The sequence below is a fragment of the Pseudoalteromonas rubra genome (genome assembly GCF_005887095.1).
GTDB lineage: Bacteria > Pseudomonadota > Gammaproteobacteria > Enterobacterales > Alteromonadaceae > Pseudoalteromonas > Pseudoalteromonas rubra_E.
On record NZ_PNCI01000017.1, the window covers coordinates 193,167 to 215,758 of the forward strand.

Genomic DNA, 22,592 nt, shown 5'->3' on the forward strand with positions numbered 1-22,592 from the left:
GGAAACCTTCACTCAACATCTGCCGATGGCCCGTCAGGCTGCGCTTTACTGCCAGCGTGGCTTGCTCAGAAATGGCGCGACCATTTATTACACCAGTGCCGATGAAATGGCTGCCTGGCAGGAGATTGGTGGTTATCAGCGCCGGGAATGGCACGCCACCAAAGTGGCGCTGTTGGGAAAAGTCAGTGCCTTTGATGCCTTTGTCGCGGCCACTCAGGTCAATAACGGTCCGACTTTCCCAACCTAGTCTCGTTAGCGAGCCTCCTGCATTTGCGCATTGAAGCGTTGCAGCGCGGGCTTTTTCATCAGGCTGTAGCACACAGGCAATACCAATAGCGCCAGCAACAGTGCACTCACCATGCCGCCTACCATTGGGGCCGCAATCCTGCTCATAATTTCAGAACCAGTGCCTGTGCCATACAAAATGGGCAGCAAACCAATGATGATGGTCGCGACGGTCATCATCACCGGCCGCACTCGCAGTGCGGCGCCATGCAGCAAAGCGTCAATGTATTGCGACTCGCTCACAGCAACCTGCCTTGCTCTGGCCTCGCTTTGCAGGTCTTTAAACGCCTGTTCCAGATACACCAGCATGAGCACGCCAATCTCAACGGCAACTCCGGCCAGCGCGATAAAGCCAACCCCAACCGCGACTGAGAAATTAAAGCCTTGCAAATACATCAACCACAGACCGCCCACGGTGGCCATAGGCAGAGTCAACAGGATCAACGCCACTTCACCAAACCGGCGGAAGTTAAGGTATAACAGCAACATGATGATTGCCAAAGTCAGCGGCAGTACATAACTGAGCTTTTCCTGGGCACGGAGCATATATTCATACTGACCCGCCCAGTTTAATGAGTACCCGGCGGGTAATTCCAGCTCTTCGGCAACCACACTGCGCGCCTGTGCAACATAACTGCCCAAATCCACGCCGTCTATGTCGACAAAGGTCCAGCCATTGATGCGGGCGTTCTCACTTTTGATCCCCGGCGCGCCACTTTCTACGTACACATCGGCCACATCCCCAAGCGCAATACGCTGACCGGTAGGCGTCACGATTGGCAACCGTGCCAGCTGCTCGGGCGAGCTACGATAATCCTGCGGATAACGTAAATTCACCGGGTAGCGCTCCTGCCCTTCTACGGTTTGAGTGACATTCATACCACCAATGGCGGTGGCAACGACCTGCTGTACATCGGCAATGTTCAGCCCAAAGCGACTGGCCTGCTCACGGCGAATATCCACCTTAATATAACGCCCGCCCGCAACCCGCTCGGAATACACAGACGCTGTGCCGGGCACTTTGGTAAGGATGGTTTCAAGGCGCTGGCCAAGCGATTCGATAACGGCCAGATCCGGGCCTGCAATCTTAACCCCAATCGGCGTTTTGATCCCCGTCGCGAGCATGTCGATACGAGTTTTGATGGGCATCACCCAGGCATTACTGACGCCCGGCAGCTTCACCAGACGATCCAGTTCGGCTTTCAGCTTGTCTGTGGTCATTCCCTCACGCCACTCACTGCGTGGCTTAAGCTGAATAAAGGTTTCAATCATGGTCAATGGCGCAGGATCGGTGGCTGATTCGGCGCGTCCCACTTTACCAAACACATTCTCTACCTCGGGCACTGTGGCAATCAGCTTGTCGGTTTGCTGCAACAGCTCACGCGCTTTACCGATGGAGATTCCCGGATAAGTGGTGGGCATATACATCAGGTCGCCTTCATCCAGTGGTGGAATAAATTCGCTGCCGATTTTATTGAGCGGATAAAAGCCCACCACAGTCAGAGCGACCGCAGCCACCAGCGTGGTCTTAGGGACACGCATCACTTGTCGCAGCAGCGGCATATAAGTGGCTATAAGCAGCCGGTTGAGCGGGTTCTTGCGCTCCGGCGTGACTTTGCCGCGAATAAAGTAGCCCATCAGCACTGGGACCAGGGTAATTGCCAGTCCGGCAGCAGCCGCCATGGCATAGGTTTTAGTGTATGCCAGCGGCGCAAACATTCGCCCTTCCTGCGCTTCGAGAATAAACACCGGCAGGAATGATACTGTGATGATCAGCAAGCTAAAGAACAGGGCTGGACCCACTTCCGTAGCGGCTTTTGTCACAATCTGCCAGCGATTGTCGTCGGTCAGCGGCGTCTTTTCCATATGCTTATGGAGGTTTTCTATCATCACAATCGCTCCGTCAATCATCGCGCCAATGGCAATGGCAATCCCGCCAAGCGACATGATGTTGGCGTTTATTCCCTGCAAATACATGATAATAAAGGCCACCAGGATCCCCAAGGGTAGCGTGATCACCGCCACCAGCGAGGAGCGCAGATGGAACAAGAAGGCGGCACAGATCACAGCCACTACCAGTAGCTCTTCAAGTAGCTTTTGCCATAGATTATCAACCGCCCGCTCAATCAGCTGACTGCGGTCATACACAGTAACCACCTCAACGCCCTCGGGTAGGGACGCCTTTAGCTCATCCAGTCGAGCCTTCACTCCGGCAATGGTCTGCTGTGCATTTTCACCAAAACGCATGATCACCACCCCACCGACGACTTCACCTTCACCGTTAAGCTCGGCAATGCCACGTCGCATTTGCGGACCTATGGTGATCTGGGCAACATCTCCCATGGTCAGTGCAGTGCCCTGCTCGTTGAGGCCCAGCGGAATTTGAGCAATGTCGGTTACCGAACGAATATACCCCGTAGCCGTTACCATGTACTCGGCTTCTGCCATTTCGATGACTGAGGCGCCGGTTTCCTGGTTACCCCGTTGCAGCGCCTGCTGAATATGACTCAGGGGCAGGTTATAGGCGCGCAGTTTATCGGGATCAACCTGCACCTGATATTGCTTAACCATGCCGCCCACAGAAGCCACTTCGGAGACCCCAGATACCGTTTGTAACTCGTATTTTAAGAACCAGTCCTGAAGACTACGTAACTGGCTGATGTCATGCTTACCTGAGCGGTCCGTCAGGGCATAAATGTACACCCAGCCCACCCCGGTGGCGTCCGGTCCTAGTTGCGGTTTGGCAGTCGGTGGCAGTAAGTTAGCCGCCTGGCTGAGATACTCCAGTACCCGGCTACGCGCCCAGTAAAGATCCGTGTCGTCATCAAAGATCACATACACATAGGAATCGCCATAGAAGGAGTATCCCCGCACTGTGGTTGCCCCCGGAACTGACAACATGGCGGTGGTGAGCGGAAAAGTCACCTGATCCTGGACCACTTGTGGCGATTGACCCGGATAACTGGTTTTGACGATGACCTGCACATCCGATAAATCCGGAATGGCATCAACCGGCGTTTGCTTCAGTGCAAACAGGCCGCCTGCCACCAGCATCAGCGTGCTCAGCAGGACCAGTACGCGATTGTGCAAAGACCAGGTTATGATTGCTGCTATCATGATAATACTCCCGGCTTAATGATGCGCATGTTCAGACATGGCTGAGTCTTGCTCGCCGTGCTGCATCTGGGTCACAACAAAGTCATCCCCCACCTCAAAGGTAAAGGTTATCTGATCGCCCACATTAAACGCACTCAGGTCGATATCCTCGGCTACCACAAAATCCATGGTGGCCGCTGCACGACCCCATTTTTCAATGGCACCGCGATGGATAGTGGCGATACGAGAGGCGGCGTCTATTGCCTTGATATGGCCGTCCACGGTCGCCGTTGGCAGAGTCGGTTCCGCCATGATGTGAATGGTGGTGATTTCATACCCGGCATCCGTTTTGGAGACCTCAAAATGCAGCGACTGGCCGGTTTTAAGCGCACTGCTGTCGAGCGTATCGGCAAGTTGAAAATCCATGGTCATTTCGGGCCACTCCCACTCGGGCACAGCATCATGGCTTATATTGATCACGTCCGAATGCGCTTCATAGTGGTTCACAGTGCCGGCCATCCAGACCTGAGTTGGTTTTGCATCCGCACTCATACGCTTAAAGTCAGAGCTCTTACTGGACTCTGAATCAATCAGGAAGTGAGCCGAAGTAACGACCCGGTCATCTTGCTGAAGTCCATCGAGGATCTCGGTGCTTTGCAGCCCTACCCGGCCCAAAGTGACTGCCACGGATTTAAAGCGCCCGTCGCCCAACGCCACAACCACCCTGTCCTGCTTACCGGTGCGGATCACCGCCTCGCTCGGCACCTGCATGGCTTGTGCTTTGCTGCCGGCCTGAATTTGCACCTGGGCAAACATATTGGGTTTCAGTTGCCCTGCGGCATTGTCAAACTTCAAACGCACCCGCAGGGTTCGGGTGGTTTCATTGAGGGTTGGATAGACATAGTCTACGCTCCCCTGCCAGCGCGCGCCGGGCAGATAGTCCAGCGTCATAGTGACAGGCTGACCGGCTTTAACCAGGGCGGTATCACGCTCGAATACCTCGGCTTCCACCCAGACCTGATCCAGCTGAGCAATGCTCATCAGGGTATTGCCAGGATTAACATAAAACCCTTCGCGGATCTTCAGCTCAGCCACTACGCCGCTTTGGCGAGCGTAGAAGGTGATGGTCTGACGTACCTGACGCTGCGCCTCTAAACTGGCGATAAAGTCGGCCGACAATTGCAGCGCCAATAACCGCTCGCGCGCCGCTTTGATCAGGGTGGCATTGTTACGATTTAGCGCAATCAAAAATTCTTCCTGCGCATTCACCAGCTGTGGCGAATAGAGCGAATATAATGGCTGCCCCTGCTCCACCGGCTCGCCGGCCGCTTTGATGTATAAAGTTTCCACCCAACCATCGACCCGCGGGTGAATGTGCACCAGTTTGTCTTCATCATATTGCACATAACCGACCGTCGAAATCGTGCTGTGCATCGGCCCCACCTCAACCGCAGCGGTTCTCACGCCCAGGTTATTCACCACTTCAGGAGAAATGGTGACGGCGCCGGGCACCTGCTCTTCACTCTCGGCATAAACAGGCACCAGATCCATGCCCATGGGCGACTTACCGGGTTTATCACGGCGATAATTGCTGTCCATTGGCGCCACCCAGTAGAGCGGCTGGTTGCTATCGGCCTCTGCATCAGCAGTGTGTGAAGGAGCAGCAGTCAGCGTCATCAGGGCATAGCTCAGCGCCCCCCCAGATAAACCAGCTAGCAATAGTTTCAGCGTATTATTCATCGGTCACTCCTGGCTGATAGGTGGTGAGGTAATAGTTCAATCTGGCAACGGTTTTAAGGGCATCGACGTCAATTTGTTTGGCCGCGACTCTGGCATTGAGCTCGGCAATGCGGGCTCGCACGACCTCGGCAAAATCGCCGTTATCATTGGTGTATGCGGTGAGTGCTGCTTCTGCCTGCTCATGCGTTTGTTGTAGTAACTGCTCCCGAAACAAGGTCTGACGCTCTGACAATCGCCTTAGCTGGCTCGCCTCTTTTTCAACCTGACCGGACAGCTCACGCAGCAACAGTAGTTTATCGGTTTTGATGGCTTCGCGATTTGACTGAGCTGAGTTCAGCCATTGGTCCTGACGATTGTCGGTAAATAAAGGCACATCCAGCGTCACCCCCAGCGAAAAGAAGTCGGCGCGGCTGCTGCCATCTGGCATATCACTGCGATATCCATAACTGGCATTCACGCCCCACTGCGGCTTATATTGCTGGCGGGCAATTGCAACCCCTTTACCAGCCGCCTCAATACGCACATCCTGCGCCAGCACCACCGGATGGCTGGTGAGGCGTGCCAGTAGTCGCTCTGCATCCGGCTTGCCCTGCACAAAGATAGCCGGGACAGCCACTTTTAGCTGAGGCAAGGTCTCTGGCAGATTGATATCAGACCAGGCGATATGCGCCTGAGCGCCTCGCAGCCAGGCCAGCAGCTGTGCACGCGCAGACTCCCGTTTTTGGTATTCAACACTGAGGCGGTCGTCGAGCTGCACCAACTCCAGTTGCGCGCGGATCACATCCTGCTGGCGGGTGCGCCCGACCACATTGGCATAACTGGCTTTACTGACATCGACCAGTTGCTCAAAAAGGGCTTTATCCTGCTCAATTAAAGCAATGGTACGCTCGGCCAGATAGGTATCGAGCCATAGCTGAGTGACTTGTGCCCGGATCTGCGCAACCCGATCGGCACGCAGCAGAGGGTACTCTTCACTGGCAATCTGTAGCTGCTCACGTTTAAGTGCTAACTCATCGCCACGGCCAAACTGTTGGCTCACGCCCACCTTAAGCTGGGTCATTGCCTCGCGGTCATGTTGCCAGCTATCCACCGGCAGATTCATCATAGACAAGGACACTTTTGGATCAGGCAACGTACCGGCGGCAAGACCTTGCGCATAAGTGGCTTGCTGCTGATGGTGGCGTTTTTGCAACAAGGGATCCTGAGCAATTGCCTGCTCTATGGCTTGTTGTAAAGGCAAACTGGCAGAGGCCTGTACAGAGCTGATTGCCATTATCACTGCGCCCAGCAGCGCGCAACGGGCTGTTGCAGGAATTAAAAGCGACATCAAAACTGCTCCTTATAAGTATCGATTTGCGCATAAACCTGATGGCTGCCATCTTTCATCAACAGTAAAACCTGATATGGCGTAAAGCGCTCATCCACTTCCATGCCCGGCGAGCCAAACGGCATAGCTGGCACACTGAGCCCGATGGCATCCGCATTGGGATTGGCCAGAAATTGCTGAATAAACTTAGCCGGGACATGCCCTTCAAATACCCAGCCGTCATGACTGAGCGCGGTATGACAAGAGCGATAGCGCGGTGCAATACCATGACGTGATTTAAGCGCACTTAAAGACGCCAACTCCCTTCCTTGCGCCGCAACGCCTTGCGCCAACAGGTGCGACAGCCACTTTTTACAGCAGCCACAGGTTGGCGTTTTGTAAACAGTTAACGCCTGTAACGGGCCCGGCTGAGCCTGGCTGCTCAGGCTCAGCAGCGAAAATAAACAGGCGCTCAGAAATAGTGCATATTGATTGGTAGTAAAAGACATCATTTGCCTCCGTCTTCTTCTGCCTGCCCATTCAAATAACGAAAGCAGGTCAGAATCATATAAACATCACACTGCAAAGCGCAGTGAAATCATAATAAGCAGTTGGATTGACAGGTCAGGCGCCGAATTTCAGACGCACTTCACCTGGGTCAGGCAAAAATGGGGGGGCGATATAAGGACTGAGCGACAGCAACAGGGAGTTGCTCCTCATGCCAAATAGCAGCAAGGAAAACTAAGTCTGTAGTGAGAGAAAATTCGGCAACAGGCAGCAGCTGCGCACTACCGCAAGCGTGCGTCAGGCATACGCAATCACTGTCATCATCACAGCAGTCCATTTGCTGCTGCGGGTGACTCATCTTGCTATGGTCATGCTTGAGCTGAACAGAGGTGTCCGTTACTTCTGGCGCTGCGGCTTCATGGTGATGCTGCATCATGGCAGTGTGCATATCGTGACCCTGCATATGTGCTTCACACGCCATTACAGCATTCGCCATGCCTTGTACTATAAAGGCAAGCAAAGCAGCTATCATCAGTAAAGTGGCGGTGAATTTGCTCATAGGGTCCTCAGATTATCGCTGTGAATTCTCACATAAACGACAAAAAAAGAAAAGCATTGGCATAACAGCTGCTTTAAATTGCCTATACTCTCAGAGATGTGACTTCAATGGTAGTAGGCTTGTGTGGGTAGTAAAACACTTTTTTTATCTGATATTACTCGTGCAGTTCAGCCCTTGTGTCGTTGCACAAACCAGTCAGCAAGTACAGCCAGAATTGAAAATAACCTTGCCGGTACGGCAGGTCAAATTACAGAAGTACCTCAGCGAGTTACTCCATGTGTCGCTCTATGAACTGGGTTACAACCTGACGCTCACCATGACCCCTAACCCGCTCTATAAACGAGAGTCACGACTGCTTAATAGTGGCAAAATCACGATGATCATGCGTCTGGCAACACCACAGCGTGATGCCACTTTCCATAAGATCGCGGTGCCGCTTACTCAGGGTCTGATAGGTAAACGGTTGTTACTCATTCATCAGCGCAATCAGCCGCGTTTTGACACGGTCACATCGCTGGACACCTTTCGAGACAGCAAACTGGTCGGTGTCTTTGCGCCAGGCTGGTACGACGCCCAAATATGGCAGACCAACCACCTGCCTTATGTTGAAAGTGCCAGCGACCATACGACCATCTTGCGAATGCTCACAGACGGTAATCGAGGGTTTGATTACTTTTCGCGGGGTCTCAACGAAATAGATGACTACACTCTGAGCAACGGTCTGATCATAGAGCCTCACTTGGTGTTGAGTTACCCACTGGACTTTCATTTTTACCTGCACCCCGATAACAAAGTCCATATCTCTATTCTCACACGCGCACTGGAGCAGGCTCGCGATAGTGGCATACAAGCGCAGTTGCTGCGTAAACACTTTGGCTATCTGCAACAGCGCCACAGACTATCGCAGCGACGTGTTATCTCCCTGACGTTACCACCTGCCCCCGCTCAATCAGAGCCTCTGCCGTTACCATCACATTGAGCCTGTGCAGCGCTCCAGACGGTATCGAGGTTCGTCGTGTAAACTACACCTAACTCATTGAATAAATTATTTGCGTTATCTCAGGGTAATTCTTGAAGAGCTAAGCTAAAATAGCGATAAATTTTATCTGGAGTATCTTTTCAATGAGCATTCATGTAATCAAACACCCCCTTGTACAGCATAAACTTGGCCTGATGCGTGAGCACGGGATCAGCACTAAGAGCTTTCGCGAGTTATGTCAGGAAGTGGGTACCCTGCTGACCTATGAAGCAACCAAGGATATTCCATTAGAAGATATCACCATCAAGGGCTGGCAGGGAGACGACCTGACAGTACAACACATCAAAGGCAAGAAAATCACCGTTGTGCCAATCCTGCGCGCAGGGCTGGGCATGATGGAAGGCGTGATGCAGTTAATCCCAAGCGCTAAGGTCAGTGTGGTTGGCCTGCAGCGTAACGAAGAAACACTCGAACCTGTGCCTTATTTTGAGAAGCTGGTCGGCAACATTGAAGAGCGCATGAGTCTGGTAATTGACCCTATGCTGGCTACCGGTGGCTCAATGATCGCAACCATCGACATGCTAAAAAAAGCCGGCTGTAAAGAAATCAAAATCATTGTGCTGGTTGCAGCACCTGAAGGGGTAGACAAAACCCTGGAAGCCCACCCAGATGTAGAAATTTTTACCGCATCACTGGATAGTCACCTCAACGAAAAGGGCTACATAGTGCCTGGCCTGGGTGATGCTGGTGATAAAATCTTTGGCACAGTGTAGGACACGCTGAATGTCCAATACGTCTTTCACATCGCTTAAAACCATAGTGAGCGGTGCCCAGATGCTGTTTGTCGCCTTTGGTGCGCTGGTACTGGTACCACTACTGACCGGTCTGGACCCAAACGTTGCGCTATTTACCGCAGGCCTGGGCACTTTGGTGTTTCAGTTCGTGACGCGTGGTCAGGTGCCTGTTTTTCTGGCTTCTTCGTTTGCTTTTATCGCGCCAATCATTGCCAGCGTACAGGTATGGGGGATCCCCGCGACCATGGGCGGACTCATGGCTGCGGGATTTGCGTATATCTTGCTAAGCTTACTGGTACGCTTTAAAGGGGCTGATATCCTGCATAAGATTTTACCCCCTGTGGTTGTTGGCCCCGTGATCATGGTGATCGGCCTCGCGCTGGCACCCGTCGCCGTTAATATGGCCATGGGTAAAAGTGGTGACGGCAGCATTCAGCTGGTTGCCTACGAACAGGCTTTGGTTATTTCTTTGCTGTCACTCGTTGTGACCCTAATTGTTGCCGTCACCGCCAAAGGTATTTTTCGTCTCATCCCCATTCTGGCAGGGATTATCACCGGCTATGCCTTATCGCTGTTTTTCGGCATAGTGCAGTTTGATGCCGTAACCAATGCCAGCTGGCTGGCCGTTCCTGCGTTTGTCTGGCCGGAGTTTTACTGGCCTGCCATTTTGTTTATGGTGCCAGTAGCGATTGCGCCGGCCATCGAACACATTGGCGATATGATGGCTATCAGTAACGTAACCGGTAAAGACTATCTGGAAAAACCCGGCCTGCACCGCACTTTACTCGGAGATGGTCTGGCAACCTCAACAGCCTCTTTGTTTGGAGGTCCACCTAATACCACCTATTCAGAAGTCACCGGGGCAGTGATGCTTACGCGCAACTTCAACCCTCAGGTGATGACCTGGACCGCAGTCATTGCGATTGTGCTGGCATTTGTTGGCAAAATGGGCGCTGGATTACAGACCATTCCAACTCCGGTTATGGGCGGTATCATGACCCTGTTATTCGGCTCTATTGCGGTGGTTGGCTTAAATACTCTGGTTAAGTCAGACACTGACCTCAGTGCGCCACGTAACCTGAGTATCATCGCCCTGATCCTGGTATTTGGTATTGGCGGTATGCAACTTGGCAGCACCGAGTTTAGCCTGCAAGGGGTGAGCCTGTGTGCCATTTTGGGCATTGTGCTTAATCTGCTGCTACCCAATCCTAAGCAAGAAGACTAATTAAGTTGATAATAATGCTCAGCATAACCGGCTATGCTGAGCATGTTAAAATCCAGAAATAAAATAAAGTGCTATCTATTCACCCTATATGCTGTATAGCGGGTCACAGCTCAAACAGCTGAGCTGTTAATGAATATTTAGTACAAGCTTTCCCAGTTTCTTTTCGATTCACTTCGTCATACGTTTCAACAACGTAAACGCTATTCAGCGGGACAAGGTAGCCACAGTGAGCCATCCTCACTACATTGCGTTGTGTAAGTGCCATCGCTTCGATAGGTGGTTTTAAGCCAGTCTGTGTCGGCAAATCGCTCCGTCATCACCCGGTGCTCGCCGCTATCATCCGTCATCCGCTTATACCAGCTAAAAGCAGGCAGGGTCAGTGTCTTTTCTAATTCATAGCCGCTTGCAACGAAATAGTCTGCCAACTCTTGCGGGGCCAGTACGGTGTGCTTGTTTACCAGAGAATGCCAGTCATTCAACCCCTCAAGCATCCCGTCACGCTGTTCTACCTGAGTATACTTTTCTACCCATTCTGTGCCATATGAGATCGACAGCAAACGTTCAGTCCTCGCGCTAAAGTCCTGTTGCCAGTCGCAGCTTTGTACTTCATTGTCACGTTTATGATCCAGTGAATTTGAGAGCTTATATTCAATCCCTTGCAGGGTGACGGAAACGCCCTCTTCAAACACACAACGACCAGTATCTTCCGCATTCTCTCTGATAAGATCAATTTGCTGCTTGTATTGACCCGCTGATCCCCAGGGTTGGTATACCGTGTTTCTCAGATACTCCACAAATACCACGTTTTCCAGTTCGCTATCCATTTGTGCCGTTTCACTGAAAAAAGTGCTATCGCCTTTGCCAAATACCACAATGTCGCGATACCAGAGTTGTTCGCTGCTGTGCTCAGACCGGGGCGTTTTTTGGTAGTGAATAACGCGGATCTCTAACGCATCTGGGTATTGCTCTGCTAACTCAAGGCGCTTTTTCAGACTTGCCTGAAGCCCTAATACAATCCGCTCTGCTAACTGCTTTGCCTGCTCGTCCTCATTCGCAATGTAATCACTGAACAGCTGCTGTTCAGAGATGTTGTAATGTGCAATTACTTCGTTCGTGGTTTGACGTAAGATGCTCAGCAACTCACTTAATAATCTGGGCTCCTGTTGCAATTGAGCACAGCTTTTTCCTTTGAAGGTCTCAGACTCACTCAGTGACTGCCACAATACCGTAGTCAGTGGCGTGACATGTGCCGCAATACGGTCATCTTCAATGGCCTCAAGTGAAGGAGGTAATACCAGCTGGTAAGCCTTAGTCACTTCACCTAAATCCTCGTCAATAGCACCTACGGGCACATCAACATAAGTGGGTACATACACACTACATTGTCTCTGAGCGGCTGTTAGTTCAAGTAGGTAGCTTCCTTGATCTGTCGAGCGCGCACTGGGTTCATCTGCATCGTGCGAGCCGTTGTTATTCAGATCCAACCAAACCTTGGCCCCGGATACATAGCCATCAATCACCCGGCCACGCTGGCTGTATTTATTCTCGTCTCCCGTAACCTGGTTCCCATCACCTGAATCGGTACCAGAGTTATTCTGTGTGTTGCTATTGTTATTGCTCGTCACATTGGCTGCGTCAGGCTGATTGAGGTTATTATCTGAGCCACCACACCCGGTGAGAGTACCTATACATAAAGTCAGTAAACTCAGTGAGCTAAGTTGTTTAATATTCATATTGTTGCTTCCCTTGTACTGCTTCTCCTGATACACAGAGCCCACTAATGAGAACTGGTTCAGGATTGTTGATGGCTCAAATTGTACCTCATTCACTACCGTGCTCTGTATCTGAAATCAGACATATTTCGATAATTTCCAGCCATTTTCTTTAAAACAGACAGTTTGTTTTTGCCTGCTTGCAGGCTATGATACCCGCTCAAAATTGGTTGAAACCTCCCTTATTAAAAAATAAAACTAATAATAATAAACACTTGAACACATGAGATTTGCCTTACGACCTACTTTACTTCAACTCATTGCGCTTCTATTGATGTTGCAACTTAGTTTTTGTGCACTTGCAACCACCTACACCACATTAACCGTGGCAGACGGTTTACCCAGCAACCGTATATTTGATATTGAGCGGGATCACACGGGGTTTGCCTGGTTCGCTACCGACAAAGGGCTGGCGCGCTACGATGGCGCTGCCATTGACGTTTTTTCTCGTGACCATACTCCGACCCTCAGCAACGCATTGTGGATCAGAGACATCCTGATTGATGCTCAGCAGCAGCTCTGGGTTGCCGGCAAACAGGGACTAGAAGTGCGCGGGCCAAATTCCGAGTACTTTCGCCCCCTCAGCATCGCCGGGCGCACTCAGCCACTAAATATCTATACTTTGTTTTTGGCTCAAGACAACCGACTCTGGGCAGGCGCTGCTGACGGTCTGTATATGGTGAGTCAAGATGCATTACTCCCCGTCAAGACTCATATTAACAACGTGGTGCAGCGCTTTAAGATCCTCTCGATAACACAGGCATCAGAGCACGCCCTGATGCTTGCAACTACACGAGGTTTGTATTTGTTTGACACGAACAGTGGCAAGGCTACACCAGTCACTTTGCCACCTGGAGAGTCGGTTATGGCCGATAAACTCTGGACTGTCGAAGGCGGTCAGACCTGGGTGGCCATGCATGGGCTAGGCCTGGGTATGTATAACCAGAGCCAGAATAAGGTTGAGCTCCTCTACCGGGATCCTAATGAGTTTGATACGGTTGGCTATGTTTTTGACTTATATAAAGAGCATGGTGAAATACACGCAGCGTCTTTGAATACAGGTATGCTAAAACTTACCAGTGGAGTGATGACTCACATACAATCATATCCTCCCCTTTTATCTTTATACAAAGACAACAACCTGCGCATCTATGGCACCTTTAACGAAGGCGTGATTATTGAGTCCGTTAATCACAGCGCCATGAGCAACTTTGCGTTTTCTCATCCCAGTGAAACAGGCAAATATGAAATTAATCAGCTGACACAGTTCAATGACTATCTGTGGCTTGCAGATCAACTGGCTGGCCTGTGTCAGTACACACTAAACGGTAAGTTTAAACGTTGCGTGTCTTCCGAAAGTCACTCTGCTCAGGCGGTGACACCGACATCAGACGGACGCCTGTGGGCCGCTATGTATCACGAATTATTGGTGGTGAACCCGGAAAATGCCCAGGTCGATGCCCGCTACAGCCTGGCTGACTACATGATTCCTGAGGCAATCAATACTCTGGTGCAATCCGACGACGGGTCACTGTGGCTGGCACACAGTTTTGATGGCCTGAGTCGATTTGCCCCAGATACCCGGGCTATCACCCACTTCACCAGTACAAATAGCCCGCTACTGAGCAATCAGCTTCATCACCTGGCAAAAGAACAAGACAGACTCTGGCTGGCAACCGATTTAGGGTTGCAGGTGTATTCACTCAGCTCTGAACAGTTTAAAACCATTCCGGGCTCTGCCAGTCAGCCCTTTACAGCAACATATTCAGTCACGCCGGCACCCGATGGCAGAATTTGGGTGCAAACCGACCGCGGCTTGCGCCTATACAACTCTGAGCAGCAACGCTGGCAGGACTTACCCGAGCCGCTAAATAAACTGAGTGCGACTAGCCTGGCTTTTGATGATAAACACACTGTGTGGCTCTCAACCGGACAAGGCCTGTGGCATTGGCAACCTAATTCAGGTGCAGTGGCGTTTTATAACCATGGAGACGGGTTGTTCAGAAAGGGTTATCTGGAAGGCACTGCAACACACTCTGACGGACACATTTGGTTCGCATCCACAGAAGGAATAACGCGCCTGAACCCGGATAAGCTAAACCGGATCGACACACGCCCCCAGATCAGCGTCCTGACAATCACGGCGCCCCACGGAGAACAGCAACACTATTACAATACCAGTACTGTTCCAGCCATTGATCCACAACATGCCAGCCTGCGTTTGCGTCTGGCCAATGGCGATCTGATCAATAACATCAAACAAAAGTTCCGCTATCAACTGTCTGGCGTGGCCGATACCTGGGTCGAACTGGGTAATGAACATACCTTGATGATCCCACGTTTACCCTGGGGAGACTATACCCTGCGGCTGAAAGCCACCGACAATCAGGGAAACTGGTCCGAACAAATCTCTGAATTAAACTTTACGGTGCACACACCTTGGTATGCATCAGCGCTGGCTAAAACAAGCTATGCTCTGCTGGCAACTTTGCTGATTTATGGTGCCTACCGCATCAGAATCTCAGCGCTGAAACGCCGGCAACAGCAGTTACAGGATACAATTCGTGCGCACACGCAAACGATGCAAATGCAAAATAGCCAGCTTGAGGCCGCACAAGCACAACGTACAGCCCTGCTTAAAACCCTCTCTCATGAGCTGATGACGCCGGTTACTTTAATTCAGGGTCCGGCTGAACAATTGCGCAACAGTACCGATGAACAGCAAAGAACCCAGATGGCCAATCTGGTGATCAGTAACACCAAACGACTCAAAGTGCTCATCGAGCACCTCATGTTCATTTCATCGAACAACTCACAGGCAGCGCCTGTCACACAAGATAACTGGCAACCTGAGGATATATCAGCGTTGCTTCAAGAACAGCTCAGCGCTTTCACGCCCTTGTTGACCGACAAATCTCTGAACTGCAATAATCAGATAGAGCCCGGGTTGTTGGTGAGCGCACCGCCAGATCAACTGCAGCAGCTCATCAGCAACCTGCTCAGTAACGCTATCAAATACAGCTATGAGGGCGGCGAAATACACCTTTCTCTGAAAGCGGCTCGTTCAAGTCAGCACGCGGTACTGAGTGTATCGGACCAGGGGATTGGCATCGCACCAGAGCATCACACGCGTATTTTCGAGCCCGAGTACCGAACCAAGGCAGGCCATCAATTTACCTCCGGACAGGGGTTGGGTCTGAGCCGGGTCAAAGAAATAGTCGATCAGCTCAGTGGTCAGATCCAGCTTGAATCTGCACCAGGTCAGGGCACTTGTTTTACCGTGAACTTGCCCCTTTTCAAAGCGCCTACTCAGACTCATGTCAGCGTTGAAGCCGCCTCCCGACAGGTACCGCCTGATAAGACTCAATGTATTTTGCTAATCGATGACACCCCGGATATGCTTGAATTTTTGCATACTGTACTGGCACCGGACTATCAGGTGCTCACAGCCAGTGATGGTGAAGCGGGACTAGCATTAGCTCGTGCCAAATTACCGGATATGGTCATCTCTGATGTCATGATGCCAGTCATGGATGGCTTTGCGCTTACACAGGCGCTAAAATCCGACCCTTTAACCGCCCATATTCCATTGATGTTAGTCACAGCGAACCTGAATGAAGAGAAACACCTTAAAGGGCTTGCACTACAAGCGGACGATTACCTCACTAAGCCCTTTAACCTGGACGCTTTCAAACTAAAAATACGCAATACCTTCAAACTGATAGAAGCAACACAAGCTCAGTTGAAAGCGCAGCTTATGCCTGCCACTAAGCGCCTGAAACAAGCACCGGAAACGCCGAAGCAACAGTTTGCCAATAACCCCGCCACGCTCGCGTTTTTAGATAAACTGGAATCTGTGCTGGAAACTCTGTTCAGCGATCCAACACTAACCGTCTCTATGGTCGCCAGTGAAATGGCCCTGAGCGAGCGTCAGCTGCATCGTAAATTAACGTCCGTAACGTCTATCGGTGCCAACGAATATTTGCGTCAGTATCGTTTGTATCAGGCTCTGCCACTGTTACTTGCCGGGCACAACATAGCCCAAACCGCTGAACACTGCGGCTTTAATTCTCCCTCATATTTCAGTGCCTGTTTTAAGAAGCAATTTGGTTTGACGGCAAAGCAATATGCAAAGTCGCACTCCAGTAAAACGGATAACCAGGAGGGTAATTTGACCGAGCTTTAGCCCACTGAAAACTCCAGCATCTTGCCATTTATGCGAAAAGGTTAGCGGACCTTAGAAACTCAGGGAGGGTGAGTGCGAGCCATTTGCAACGGCTCGCACCCAAGAGATAAATCAATGAGAGGGGTTAAATTAGAAACTCTTGATGAATTTATCTGCCAGCACAAAATACTGGTTTAAGTGCTTTTGTGTCTCTTCTTTACGGTTTCTTTCTGAATTAATGTGGATATCTTCAACCACAACGGCAATGTCTTCAGCCAGCTTTTTCTTGTCACCAATCAGGTTAAGTGTGAAAAACTCAACGCTTTTCTCAAGGGTGTAAGTGATAACATGGATATCCTGAAGCTCGGCCGCATCCAGGTCTCTTTTACTTCTGATTTCTGACGTTTTTTCAATAAAAATCTTTCTCGCATCCTCAACCGAAGTTACATCCGCGACCTTAAGGTGCTGAATGGATTTTTCATCTGCATGGGCCGAAAAAGACAAGACAGCAGTCATAAGCAATACAATTAACGTTTTCATTTAATCTCTCTAGCGTTGAAATATAAGGGTCAACAAAGCGACTTTGATTGACTGGGGCTAAAACACTCGCCCCACAGGCGAACGCGAGAATGGATCACTCCGCCTCACCTTTTTGTCATGTCTGTATTGTACCTCGGCACCTAAATTATTGTCTAAGTGCATCGACAATCCTAGCACGAAAAACGTAGCACTTAGGAAATGTGGATCAGATTGAAGTACCAGACAGTTCAAAAGTTAGTCTGCTCTATCAGGGTTAGACGTTTGTCACGAGCAAAAATTTTGCAACGTGCAGATTATCAGCTGTTAACCCTACTTACACTGCACTCAATGTAGTTCCTCTGTATATCAATTACTAATTTATGAGGTAGTTTGATAGATTAGTTATCTATACGAAACAAGAAAGTGCATGTTTAATGGAATATCAATCTCCTAACGTTTTTATTAGCTACAGCCATGATTCACAAGCTCACAAGGAGAAAGTTTACAAACTGTCTGGGCAACTAAGGCGAGCTGGTATTGATTGTTGGATAGATCAATATGATCCAATACCTATTGAGGGGTGGCCTAAAAGGATGATGAATGGCATTCGTGATGCAGACTTCGTTTTGATGATTTGTACCCGTCAGTATCAAGAAAAGCTCAATGCTATTGACCAACAAACCCCGGGTAACGGTGTCAAATGGGAAAGCACTCTCATTATGAACACGCTTTATCGTGAGGGGACTTTGAATAGAAAGTTTATCCCAATCGTATTCAACGGTGATGACAAACACTGTATCCCGGATATTTTATTTGGGCACAGCTATTATGATCTTAGCCAGCCAAAAGAATTTGACGATCTTTGCAAACACTTATTAGGCAAATTACGTAAAGAAAAGCCGGCTTTAGGGGCAACAAGCTCGAACCAGAAGTTATTGAGCAATAAACTGCCAACAGTAGAGGGAGAATTTTTCGGGCGTAAAACTGAGCTAGCATTACTAGACGAAGCATGGTCCAGTCCAAATACCAACATAGTCCAATTTATCGCATCAGGTGGTACGGGTAAAACCAAACTATTAAGACATTGGCTGGACCGAAACTTGCCTAAAATTGATACGCTTCTGGCTTGGTCCTTTTATTCACAAGGGGCACGTGAGGACAAGCAGATATCCGCATCACCATTTTTTACTCACGCATTTTCACTATTCTCGTCAGCCCAGTTATCTTTTTCATCAGAAGAAGAGAAAGGTGATCATCTTGCAAATCTGATAAGACAAGAAAATTGTCTGCTCGTATTAGACGGTTTGGAACCGCTACAGTACGCTGGAAATGGCATGCGTGGAGAGCTAAAAGACAGAGCACTACGTCAGTTACTCAGAAGCCTAGCCGATCACAATTCCAGCTTGTGTGTTATAACCAGCCGAATCACTGTTTATGATTTAATTGATCGCAAGGACAGCACAATATCACACGCTCTGAGCAACCTGGATGTGGAAGACGGTGTTAGACTCTTAAAATCTCTCGGTGTACATGGGGGAGAAGCTTATCAAGAAGAGCACGAGCAACTTTCCGAAGCTGTCAAAGAATATCAGGGTCATGCTTTAGCTTTGTTTTTACTGGGAAATGCTATCCACACCTATTTTGACGGAAACATTCTTGCACGTAACCAACTGGATGAACTCATAGGCAATTATGATGGTATCGAACGGCATGCCTTCAAAGTGATGCAAGCATATCAAAAGTGGTTAGCAGATACGCCAGAGCTTAAACTATTGTATCTACTTAGCTTATTCGACCACCCGATAGAAAAAAGCGTGCTTGAAATATTATGGAAAAAACGAATACCCCAGTTAACATCAGATATTCATAACAGAGCATGGAAGATTGCAATCAGAGATCTTAAAGAAAAACACTACATGCTATTTAGTCATGACAACAACGATGAACTTCTAGATTGTCACCCACTGGTCCGTGAGTATTTTGGCAATCAAATGCGGACCTCATATCAAGAAGCATGGGATCAAGCGCATGAAGTCCTATATGAACATTACCAACAGGTCCCAAGTGAGTATACCCCCAACTCAATTGAACAAATGCAACCCTTATTCTATGCAATTCAACATGGGTGTGCGGCAGGCTTGTGTCAGCGTGCAAAAGATGAAATATACTGGCCAAGAATCCAGCGAGAAAACTCGTACTATATGTACCATGAACTGGGTGCAATGAGCGAAGATTTGGCCATTATTGCAAACTTTTTCGTGAAGCCATGGGAAGAGCTGTCGACTACACTCAATGCCGAAGAACACCCTGCAATGCTCGCCAGAGCGGGGTTTGACCTTCGTGCACTCGGCCGGTTACAGGAAGCGAAAGCACCATTGAGTAAAGGGCTGGATTTACAGATAAAACTAGGTGAATGGAAACACGCGGCGGGAATTGCAAATAACCTCAGTGAATTACACTTGTTTTTAGGAGAGATTAAGCGTGCAAAACATTACGGAGTAATGAGCATTGAATTGGCTGACAAGTCAGAAGATCTTAAAAGCCAAAGCATGTTTCGAACAACATTAGCGGACGTTTTACATCAAGCTGGAGAATGTGAGCAGGCAATAAAATTGTTTTATGAAGCTGAAGAGTTTCACAAACTCAACCAACCAAACTCAGAGTACCTATTTTCAGTTGAAGGTTACCAGTTTTGTGACTTACTCCTAGACAATGTGATTAAAAATCCAGAAAAGATCTTAGAAGTCATCAAACGTGCTCAGCATGGTTTGAAATATGCTGGTGATAAACAACTCAGTATCGCATTAAATCAATTAATATTGGGACGGGCATTTTTGATAAAGACAACATTAACAGCTCCACATACAAAGACCGCCGGGAAACCAAATAAGACAAGACACTTAATTCCGTCAGAAACTCACCCTGCGCATGCAGTACCACCCTCAACACAAAAAAATAAAGACTTGTCGATTTCGAACAATTGGATAGATAAATCGGTAAACCGTTTACGATCTTCTGGCCATAAATGGTTTTTACCTAGCGCCTTACTCGCTCGCGCTACATTGAAACGGTTATCTGGCGACTTCTCTAGTGCAGACAGAGATTTGACTGAGGTTTACGATATTGTTCGACCGAGTGCTTTAAAACTCTACTTAGTTGATTATCACATGGAGATGGCATGGCTATTAATTGCCAAAAACAACCAGCCTCAGGCTAAGATTCACACTCAAACCGCAGCAAAGCTTGTAAATAACATAGGTTATTTTCGTCGAAAGGAGGCTTTAAAAAAGCTGGAAGAGCAACTGAGCTGAGAACAAAAAGCCAGCTGGCCAAAGCTATTTCGATTTTTGGGAGGCACAGCTTAGATTTTGATCATACCGACAGGCGGACTCTTAACTTACATCAGTGCCACGCCCGGCGTGCGGCTCAAGTCTGACTCTACTTAACATATAAGTCTCAGGCATAAAAATACCCCGACCTATTCGGTCAGGGTTATAAAAAGTGGGTCCAGTGGGCGGACTCTTAACTTGCATCAGTACCACGCCCGGCGTGGGGCTCAAGTCCGACACCACACTCAGCTAAACATCAAAATTCAGACATAAAAAAACCCAGCTTAATAGCTGGGTTATAAAAAGTGGGTCCAGTGGGCGGACTCTTAACTTGCATCAGTGCCACGCCCGGCGTGGGGCTCAAGTCCGACACCACACTCAGCTAAACTGTAATGGTCAACTAATCCCGGACAGTAAATAAAGTTTTTCTTCCGCAACTGCTGGCGCAAGCATTTCATTGTTACTATGCGGCCTTTGCCAGTTGTAGTAGTTCATTAAAAATAACTAATATCTCTTTCAGCTTCTTTGAAGGAATCATAGCCTGTTGACGGAACCCACTCTGTTTTTAAACTCCTAAATAGCCTTTCCATTGGTGCGTGGCCCCAACAATTACCCCGGCGGCTCATGCTTTGCGTCATACGATAGCGCCATAATTTTTGCCTGAGTTTTGTGGCGACATACTGACAGAATGGAACAATACGCCAAGTGGCCGACCTCTTCGTTCATGGACTCTGCCTAACGCTTTGACGGCTAAGTTAGCCTCTGCTTGAGAAGAAATACCCAGCCCACTACACGACGGGTGCATAATTCCAATACTATAGCCAGATAGACCCATTTCCTTCCGGTCCAGATATAAGTAATGTCACCGCACCACGCTTGATTTTGCGAACGAACATCAAATTCTCTGATTAGACGATTGAGTATATTCAGCCGTTCAAAGGTTGCTTTTTTATAACTATGTGAACCTAGTTGCTTGCATTTGAGTTGCATGTCCGTCATAACATACCTGCCTTTGAAAAGGCCAGCTTTTATTCCTGACCAGCCAGTATTGCTATGATTGTTCGACTGCCCGCTGAGTTCCGACTTAATGTGAACAGCGCATTTATTCTTGCTCGTAACGTAAGTTCATCGGTGTTGATCGACCTCACTCGATGTTCATAGTCGTAATGACTTAACCAGTTCCCTTACTGCCTACTCTTTACTGAAAAATTCATTTTTTGCTTGTTCCTTTAGGAATCCTATTGGCGCTAGAGCTTCAACTTTTACATTAATGCTAGGTATCACTAATATTGAAGGGCACTCTTTTAGTTTTGATCCAATATAGGCTCCTGCAGCAGCACCAACAGGCCCAGCTATTACGGCTCCTAACAATGCGCCACCACCAAGATTTTTAACCTGTTTAGTTTGCTCATCCCCTTGTATCAGAGTACTAACTTTATATTCATTTGACTGCAAAGTGGTTTCTAACTTTATTTTTTCTTTTACTGGTATACCCAAAAATGATTTTTTATTACCTGTAAAGTACTTGATTTTAAAAAGTAAGTGCCTACCTTTAGGGTAATATGCAATCAAGTCAGAGTCCTTGATAATTTCAACCTGCCTACCCTCAACTTCAAGACTTAACGGCTTAAACCTGTACCACATTGCCACAACTGTTCCCTTATGATTAATTCCCAACTTGAAAAAACAAAAAGATAAAAAATTCCAAATTACCATCAAAGATGCTCTTGTTAAAACACACCTAAAACGATAATAAACCAAGTAGTCAATACAACCTGAGCTAAAAAGTGGGGCCATTAGACTAGCTCTAAATAGATATCAATACCATGCAGCATAACTATGCTTTACTGAAAATAGCCATAAAAATCACAGTTATCAAACTAAGTTATAAAAAGTGGGTCCAGTGGGCGGACTCTTAACTTACATCAGCGCCACGCCCGGCGTGGGGCTCAAGTCCGATTCCATTTCACAGGAAGTAAATTTCAGGCATAAAAAAACCCAGCCTAATAGCTGGGTTATAAAAAGTGGGTCCTGTCGGCGGACTCGTACCTTGCATCAGTGCCACGCCCGGCGTGGGGCTCAAGTCCGACACCACACCATGAAATATCAAAATCTAGACATAAAAAAACCCCGACCTATTCGGTCAGGGTTATAAAAAGTGGTCCCAATGGTCGGACTCTTAACTTACATCAGCGCCACGCCCGGCGTGCGCCTCAAGTCCGACACCACACCATGAAATATCAAAATCTAGACATAAAAAAACCCCGACCTATTCGGTCAGGGTTATAAAAAGTGGTCCCAATGGTCGGACTCTTA

The 22,592-nt window shown here is 48.8% G+C and carries 14 protein-coding genes; 6 read left to right on the plus strand and 8 right to left on the minus strand.

Translation table 11 applies throughout. The features are described from left to right. The first annotated feature begins 25 nt into the window (after nucleotides 1-25). Nucleotides 26-247 carry a hypothetical protein gene (locus CWB99_RS08650; RefSeq protein ID WP_138550488.1) on the plus strand — a complete coding sequence of 74 codons (222 nt, stop codon included), beginning with the start codon at nucleotides 26-28 and terminating at the stop codon, nucleotides 245-247. A 5-nt stretch (nucleotides 248-252) separates the two neighbouring features. On the opposite strand, the gene CWB99_RS08655 is transcribed toward CWB99_RS08650, so the two are convergent. The 5 genes from CWB99_RS08655 to CWB99_RS08675 form a co-directional block, all read right to left on the minus strand. Beyond that, nucleotides 253-3,402, minus strand: coding sequence for an efflux RND transporter permease subunit (locus CWB99_RS08655; protein ID WP_138550489.1), 3,150 nt, complete (start codon nucleotides 3,400-3,402; stop codon nucleotides 253-255). Between the two features lie 15 nt (nucleotides 3,403-3,417). After that, a complete protein-coding gene (locus CWB99_RS08660; RefSeq protein ID WP_138550490.1) occupies nucleotides 3,418-5,121 on the minus strand; it encodes an efflux RND transporter periplasmic adaptor subunit in 1,704 nt (567 codons plus the stop codon). Then, nucleotides 5,114-6,448: a TolC family protein gene (locus tag CWB99_RS08665; RefSeq protein ID WP_138550491.1), complete on the minus strand. Its 1,335-nt coding sequence runs from the start codon at nucleotides 6,446-6,448 to the stop codon at nucleotides 5,114-5,116. The genes CWB99_RS08660 and CWB99_RS08665 overlap by 8 nt, the downstream gene beginning before the upstream one ends. Further along, entirely contained in the window at nucleotides 6,448-6,936 is a 489-nt protein-coding gene (locus tag CWB99_RS08670) for a DUF411 domain-containing protein (protein ID WP_138550509.1), read from the minus strand. Before CWB99_RS08670 ends, CWB99_RS08665 begins: the two co-directional genes overlap by 1 nt. Before the next feature lie 149 nt (nucleotides 6,937-7,085). Continuing rightward, on the minus strand, nucleotides 7,086-7,493 hold the full coding sequence (locus tag CWB99_RS08675; RefSeq protein WP_138550492.1) for a hypothetical protein: 408 nt from the start codon (nucleotides 7,491-7,493) through the stop codon (nucleotides 7,086-7,088). 121 nt (nucleotides 7,494-7,614) lie between these two features. Between CWB99_RS08675 and CWB99_RS08680 the strand changes: the two genes are divergently transcribed. The 3 genes from CWB99_RS08680 to CWB99_RS08690 all read left to right on the plus strand — a co-directional run bounded on the left by CWB99_RS08680 (nucleotide 7,615) and on the right by CWB99_RS08690 (nucleotide 10,491). Beyond that, nucleotides 7,615-8,472: a hypothetical protein gene (locus tag CWB99_RS08680; RefSeq protein WP_138550493.1), complete on the plus strand. Its 858-nt coding sequence runs from the start codon at nucleotides 7,615-7,617 to the stop codon at nucleotides 8,470-8,472. Between the two features lie 143 nt (nucleotides 8,473-8,615). After that, a complete protein-coding gene (gene upp / locus CWB99_RS08685; RefSeq protein WP_054014499.1) occupies nucleotides 8,616-9,245 on the plus strand; it encodes a uracil phosphoribosyltransferase in 630 nt (209 codons plus the stop codon). A 10-nt stretch (nucleotides 9,246-9,255) separates the two neighbouring features. Further along, a complete protein-coding gene (locus CWB99_RS08690) occupies nucleotides 9,256-10,491 on the plus strand; it encodes a uracil-xanthine permease family protein (RefSeq protein ID WP_138550494.1) in 1,236 nt (411 codons plus the stop codon). 200 nt (nucleotides 10,492-10,691) lie between these two features. Here the strand turns inward: CWB99_RS08690 and CWB99_RS08695 are convergent, their stop codons facing one another. Further along, on the minus strand, nucleotides 10,692-12,224 hold the full coding sequence (locus CWB99_RS08695) for a hypothetical protein (protein ID WP_138550495.1): 1,533 nt from the start codon (nucleotides 12,222-12,224) through the stop codon (nucleotides 10,692-10,694). A 313-nt stretch (nucleotides 12,225-12,537) separates the two neighbouring features. On the opposite strand from CWB99_RS08695, the gene CWB99_RS08700 reads away from it, so the two are divergent. Beyond that, nucleotides 12,538-16,449, plus strand: a complete 3,912-nt coding sequence (locus CWB99_RS08700) for a hybrid sensor histidine kinase/response regulator transcription factor (protein ID WP_212748504.1) — start codon at nucleotides 12,538-12,540, stop codon at nucleotides 16,447-16,449. A 129-nt stretch (nucleotides 16,450-16,578) separates the two neighbouring features. Here CWB99_RS08700 and CWB99_RS08705 read toward each other — a convergent pair whose 3' ends face one another. Next, entirely contained in the window at nucleotides 16,579-16,968 is a 390-nt protein-coding gene (locus CWB99_RS08705; protein WP_138550497.1) for a DUF6746 family protein, read from the minus strand. Between the two features lie 413 nt (nucleotides 16,969-17,381). Here CWB99_RS08705 and CWB99_RS08710 point away from each other — a divergent pair, with 413 nt between their 5' ends. Beyond that, the gene (locus tag CWB99_RS08710) at nucleotides 17,382-20,258 is read left to right on the plus strand and encodes a toll/interleukin-1 receptor domain-containing protein (protein WP_138550498.1); all 2,877 of its coding nucleotides are present in this window, start codon (nucleotides 17,382-17,384) and stop codon (nucleotides 20,256-20,258) included. A 1,209-nt stretch (nucleotides 20,259-21,467) separates the two neighbouring features. Here the strand turns inward: CWB99_RS08710 and CWB99_RS08715 are convergent. After that, nucleotides 21,468-22,073, minus strand: a complete 606-nt coding sequence (locus tag CWB99_RS08715) for a hypothetical protein (RefSeq protein WP_138550499.1) — start codon at nucleotides 22,071-22,073, stop codon at nucleotides 21,468-21,470. Nucleotides 22,074-22,592: the final 519 nt, after the last annotated feature.

What these genes read in the sequence shown, in the direction of transcription:
- CWB99_RS08650 (WP_138550488.1), top strand. Translation starts at nt 26, where the DNA reads ATGGCCCGTCAGGCTGCGCTTTACTGCCAGCGTGGCTTGCTCAGAAAT.
- CWB99_RS08655 (WP_138550489.1), bottom strand. Translation starts at nt 3,402, where the DNA reads ATGATAGCAGCAATCATAACCTGGTCTTTGCACAATCGCGTACTGGTC.
- CWB99_RS08660 (WP_138550490.1), bottom strand. Translation starts at nt 5,121, where the DNA reads ATGAATAATACGCTGAAACTATTGCTAGCTGGTTTATCTGGGGGGGCG.
- CWB99_RS08665 (WP_138550491.1), bottom strand. Translation starts at nt 6,448, where the DNA reads ATGTCGCTTTTAATTCCTGCAACAGCCCGTTGCGCGCTGCTGGGCGCA.
- CWB99_RS08670 (WP_138550509.1), bottom strand. Translation starts at nt 6,936, where the DNA reads ATGTCTTTTACTACCAATCAATATGCACTATTTCTGAGCGCCTGTTTA.
- CWB99_RS08675 (WP_138550492.1), bottom strand. Translation starts at nt 7,493, where the DNA reads ATGAGCAAATTCACCGCCACTTTACTGATGATAGCTGCTTTGCTTGCC.
- upp (WP_054014499.1), top strand. Translation starts at nt 8,616, where the DNA reads ATGAGCATTCATGTAATCAAACACCCCCTTGTACAGCATAAACTTGGC.
- CWB99_RS08690 (WP_138550494.1), top strand. Translation starts at nt 9,256, where the DNA reads ATGTCCAATACGTCTTTCACATCGCTTAAAACCATAGTGAGCGGTGCC.
- CWB99_RS08695 (WP_138550495.1), bottom strand. Translation starts at nt 12,224, where the DNA reads ATGAATATTAAACAACTTAGCTCACTGAGTTTACTGACTTTATGTATA.
- CWB99_RS08700 (WP_212748504.1), top strand. Translation starts at nt 12,538, where the DNA reads ATGTTGCAACTTAGTTTTTGTGCACTTGCAACCACCTACACCACATTA.
- CWB99_RS08705 (WP_138550497.1), bottom strand. Translation starts at nt 16,968, where the DNA reads ATGAAAACGTTAATTGTATTGCTTATGACTGCTGTCTTGTCTTTTTCG.
- CWB99_RS08710 (WP_138550498.1), top strand. Translation starts at nt 17,382, where the DNA reads ATGGAATATCAATCTCCTAACGTTTTTATTAGCTACAGCCATGATTCA.
- CWB99_RS08715 (WP_138550499.1), bottom strand. Translation starts at nt 22,073, where the DNA reads ATGGCCCCACTTTTTAGCTCAGGTTGTATTGACTACTTGGTTTATTAT.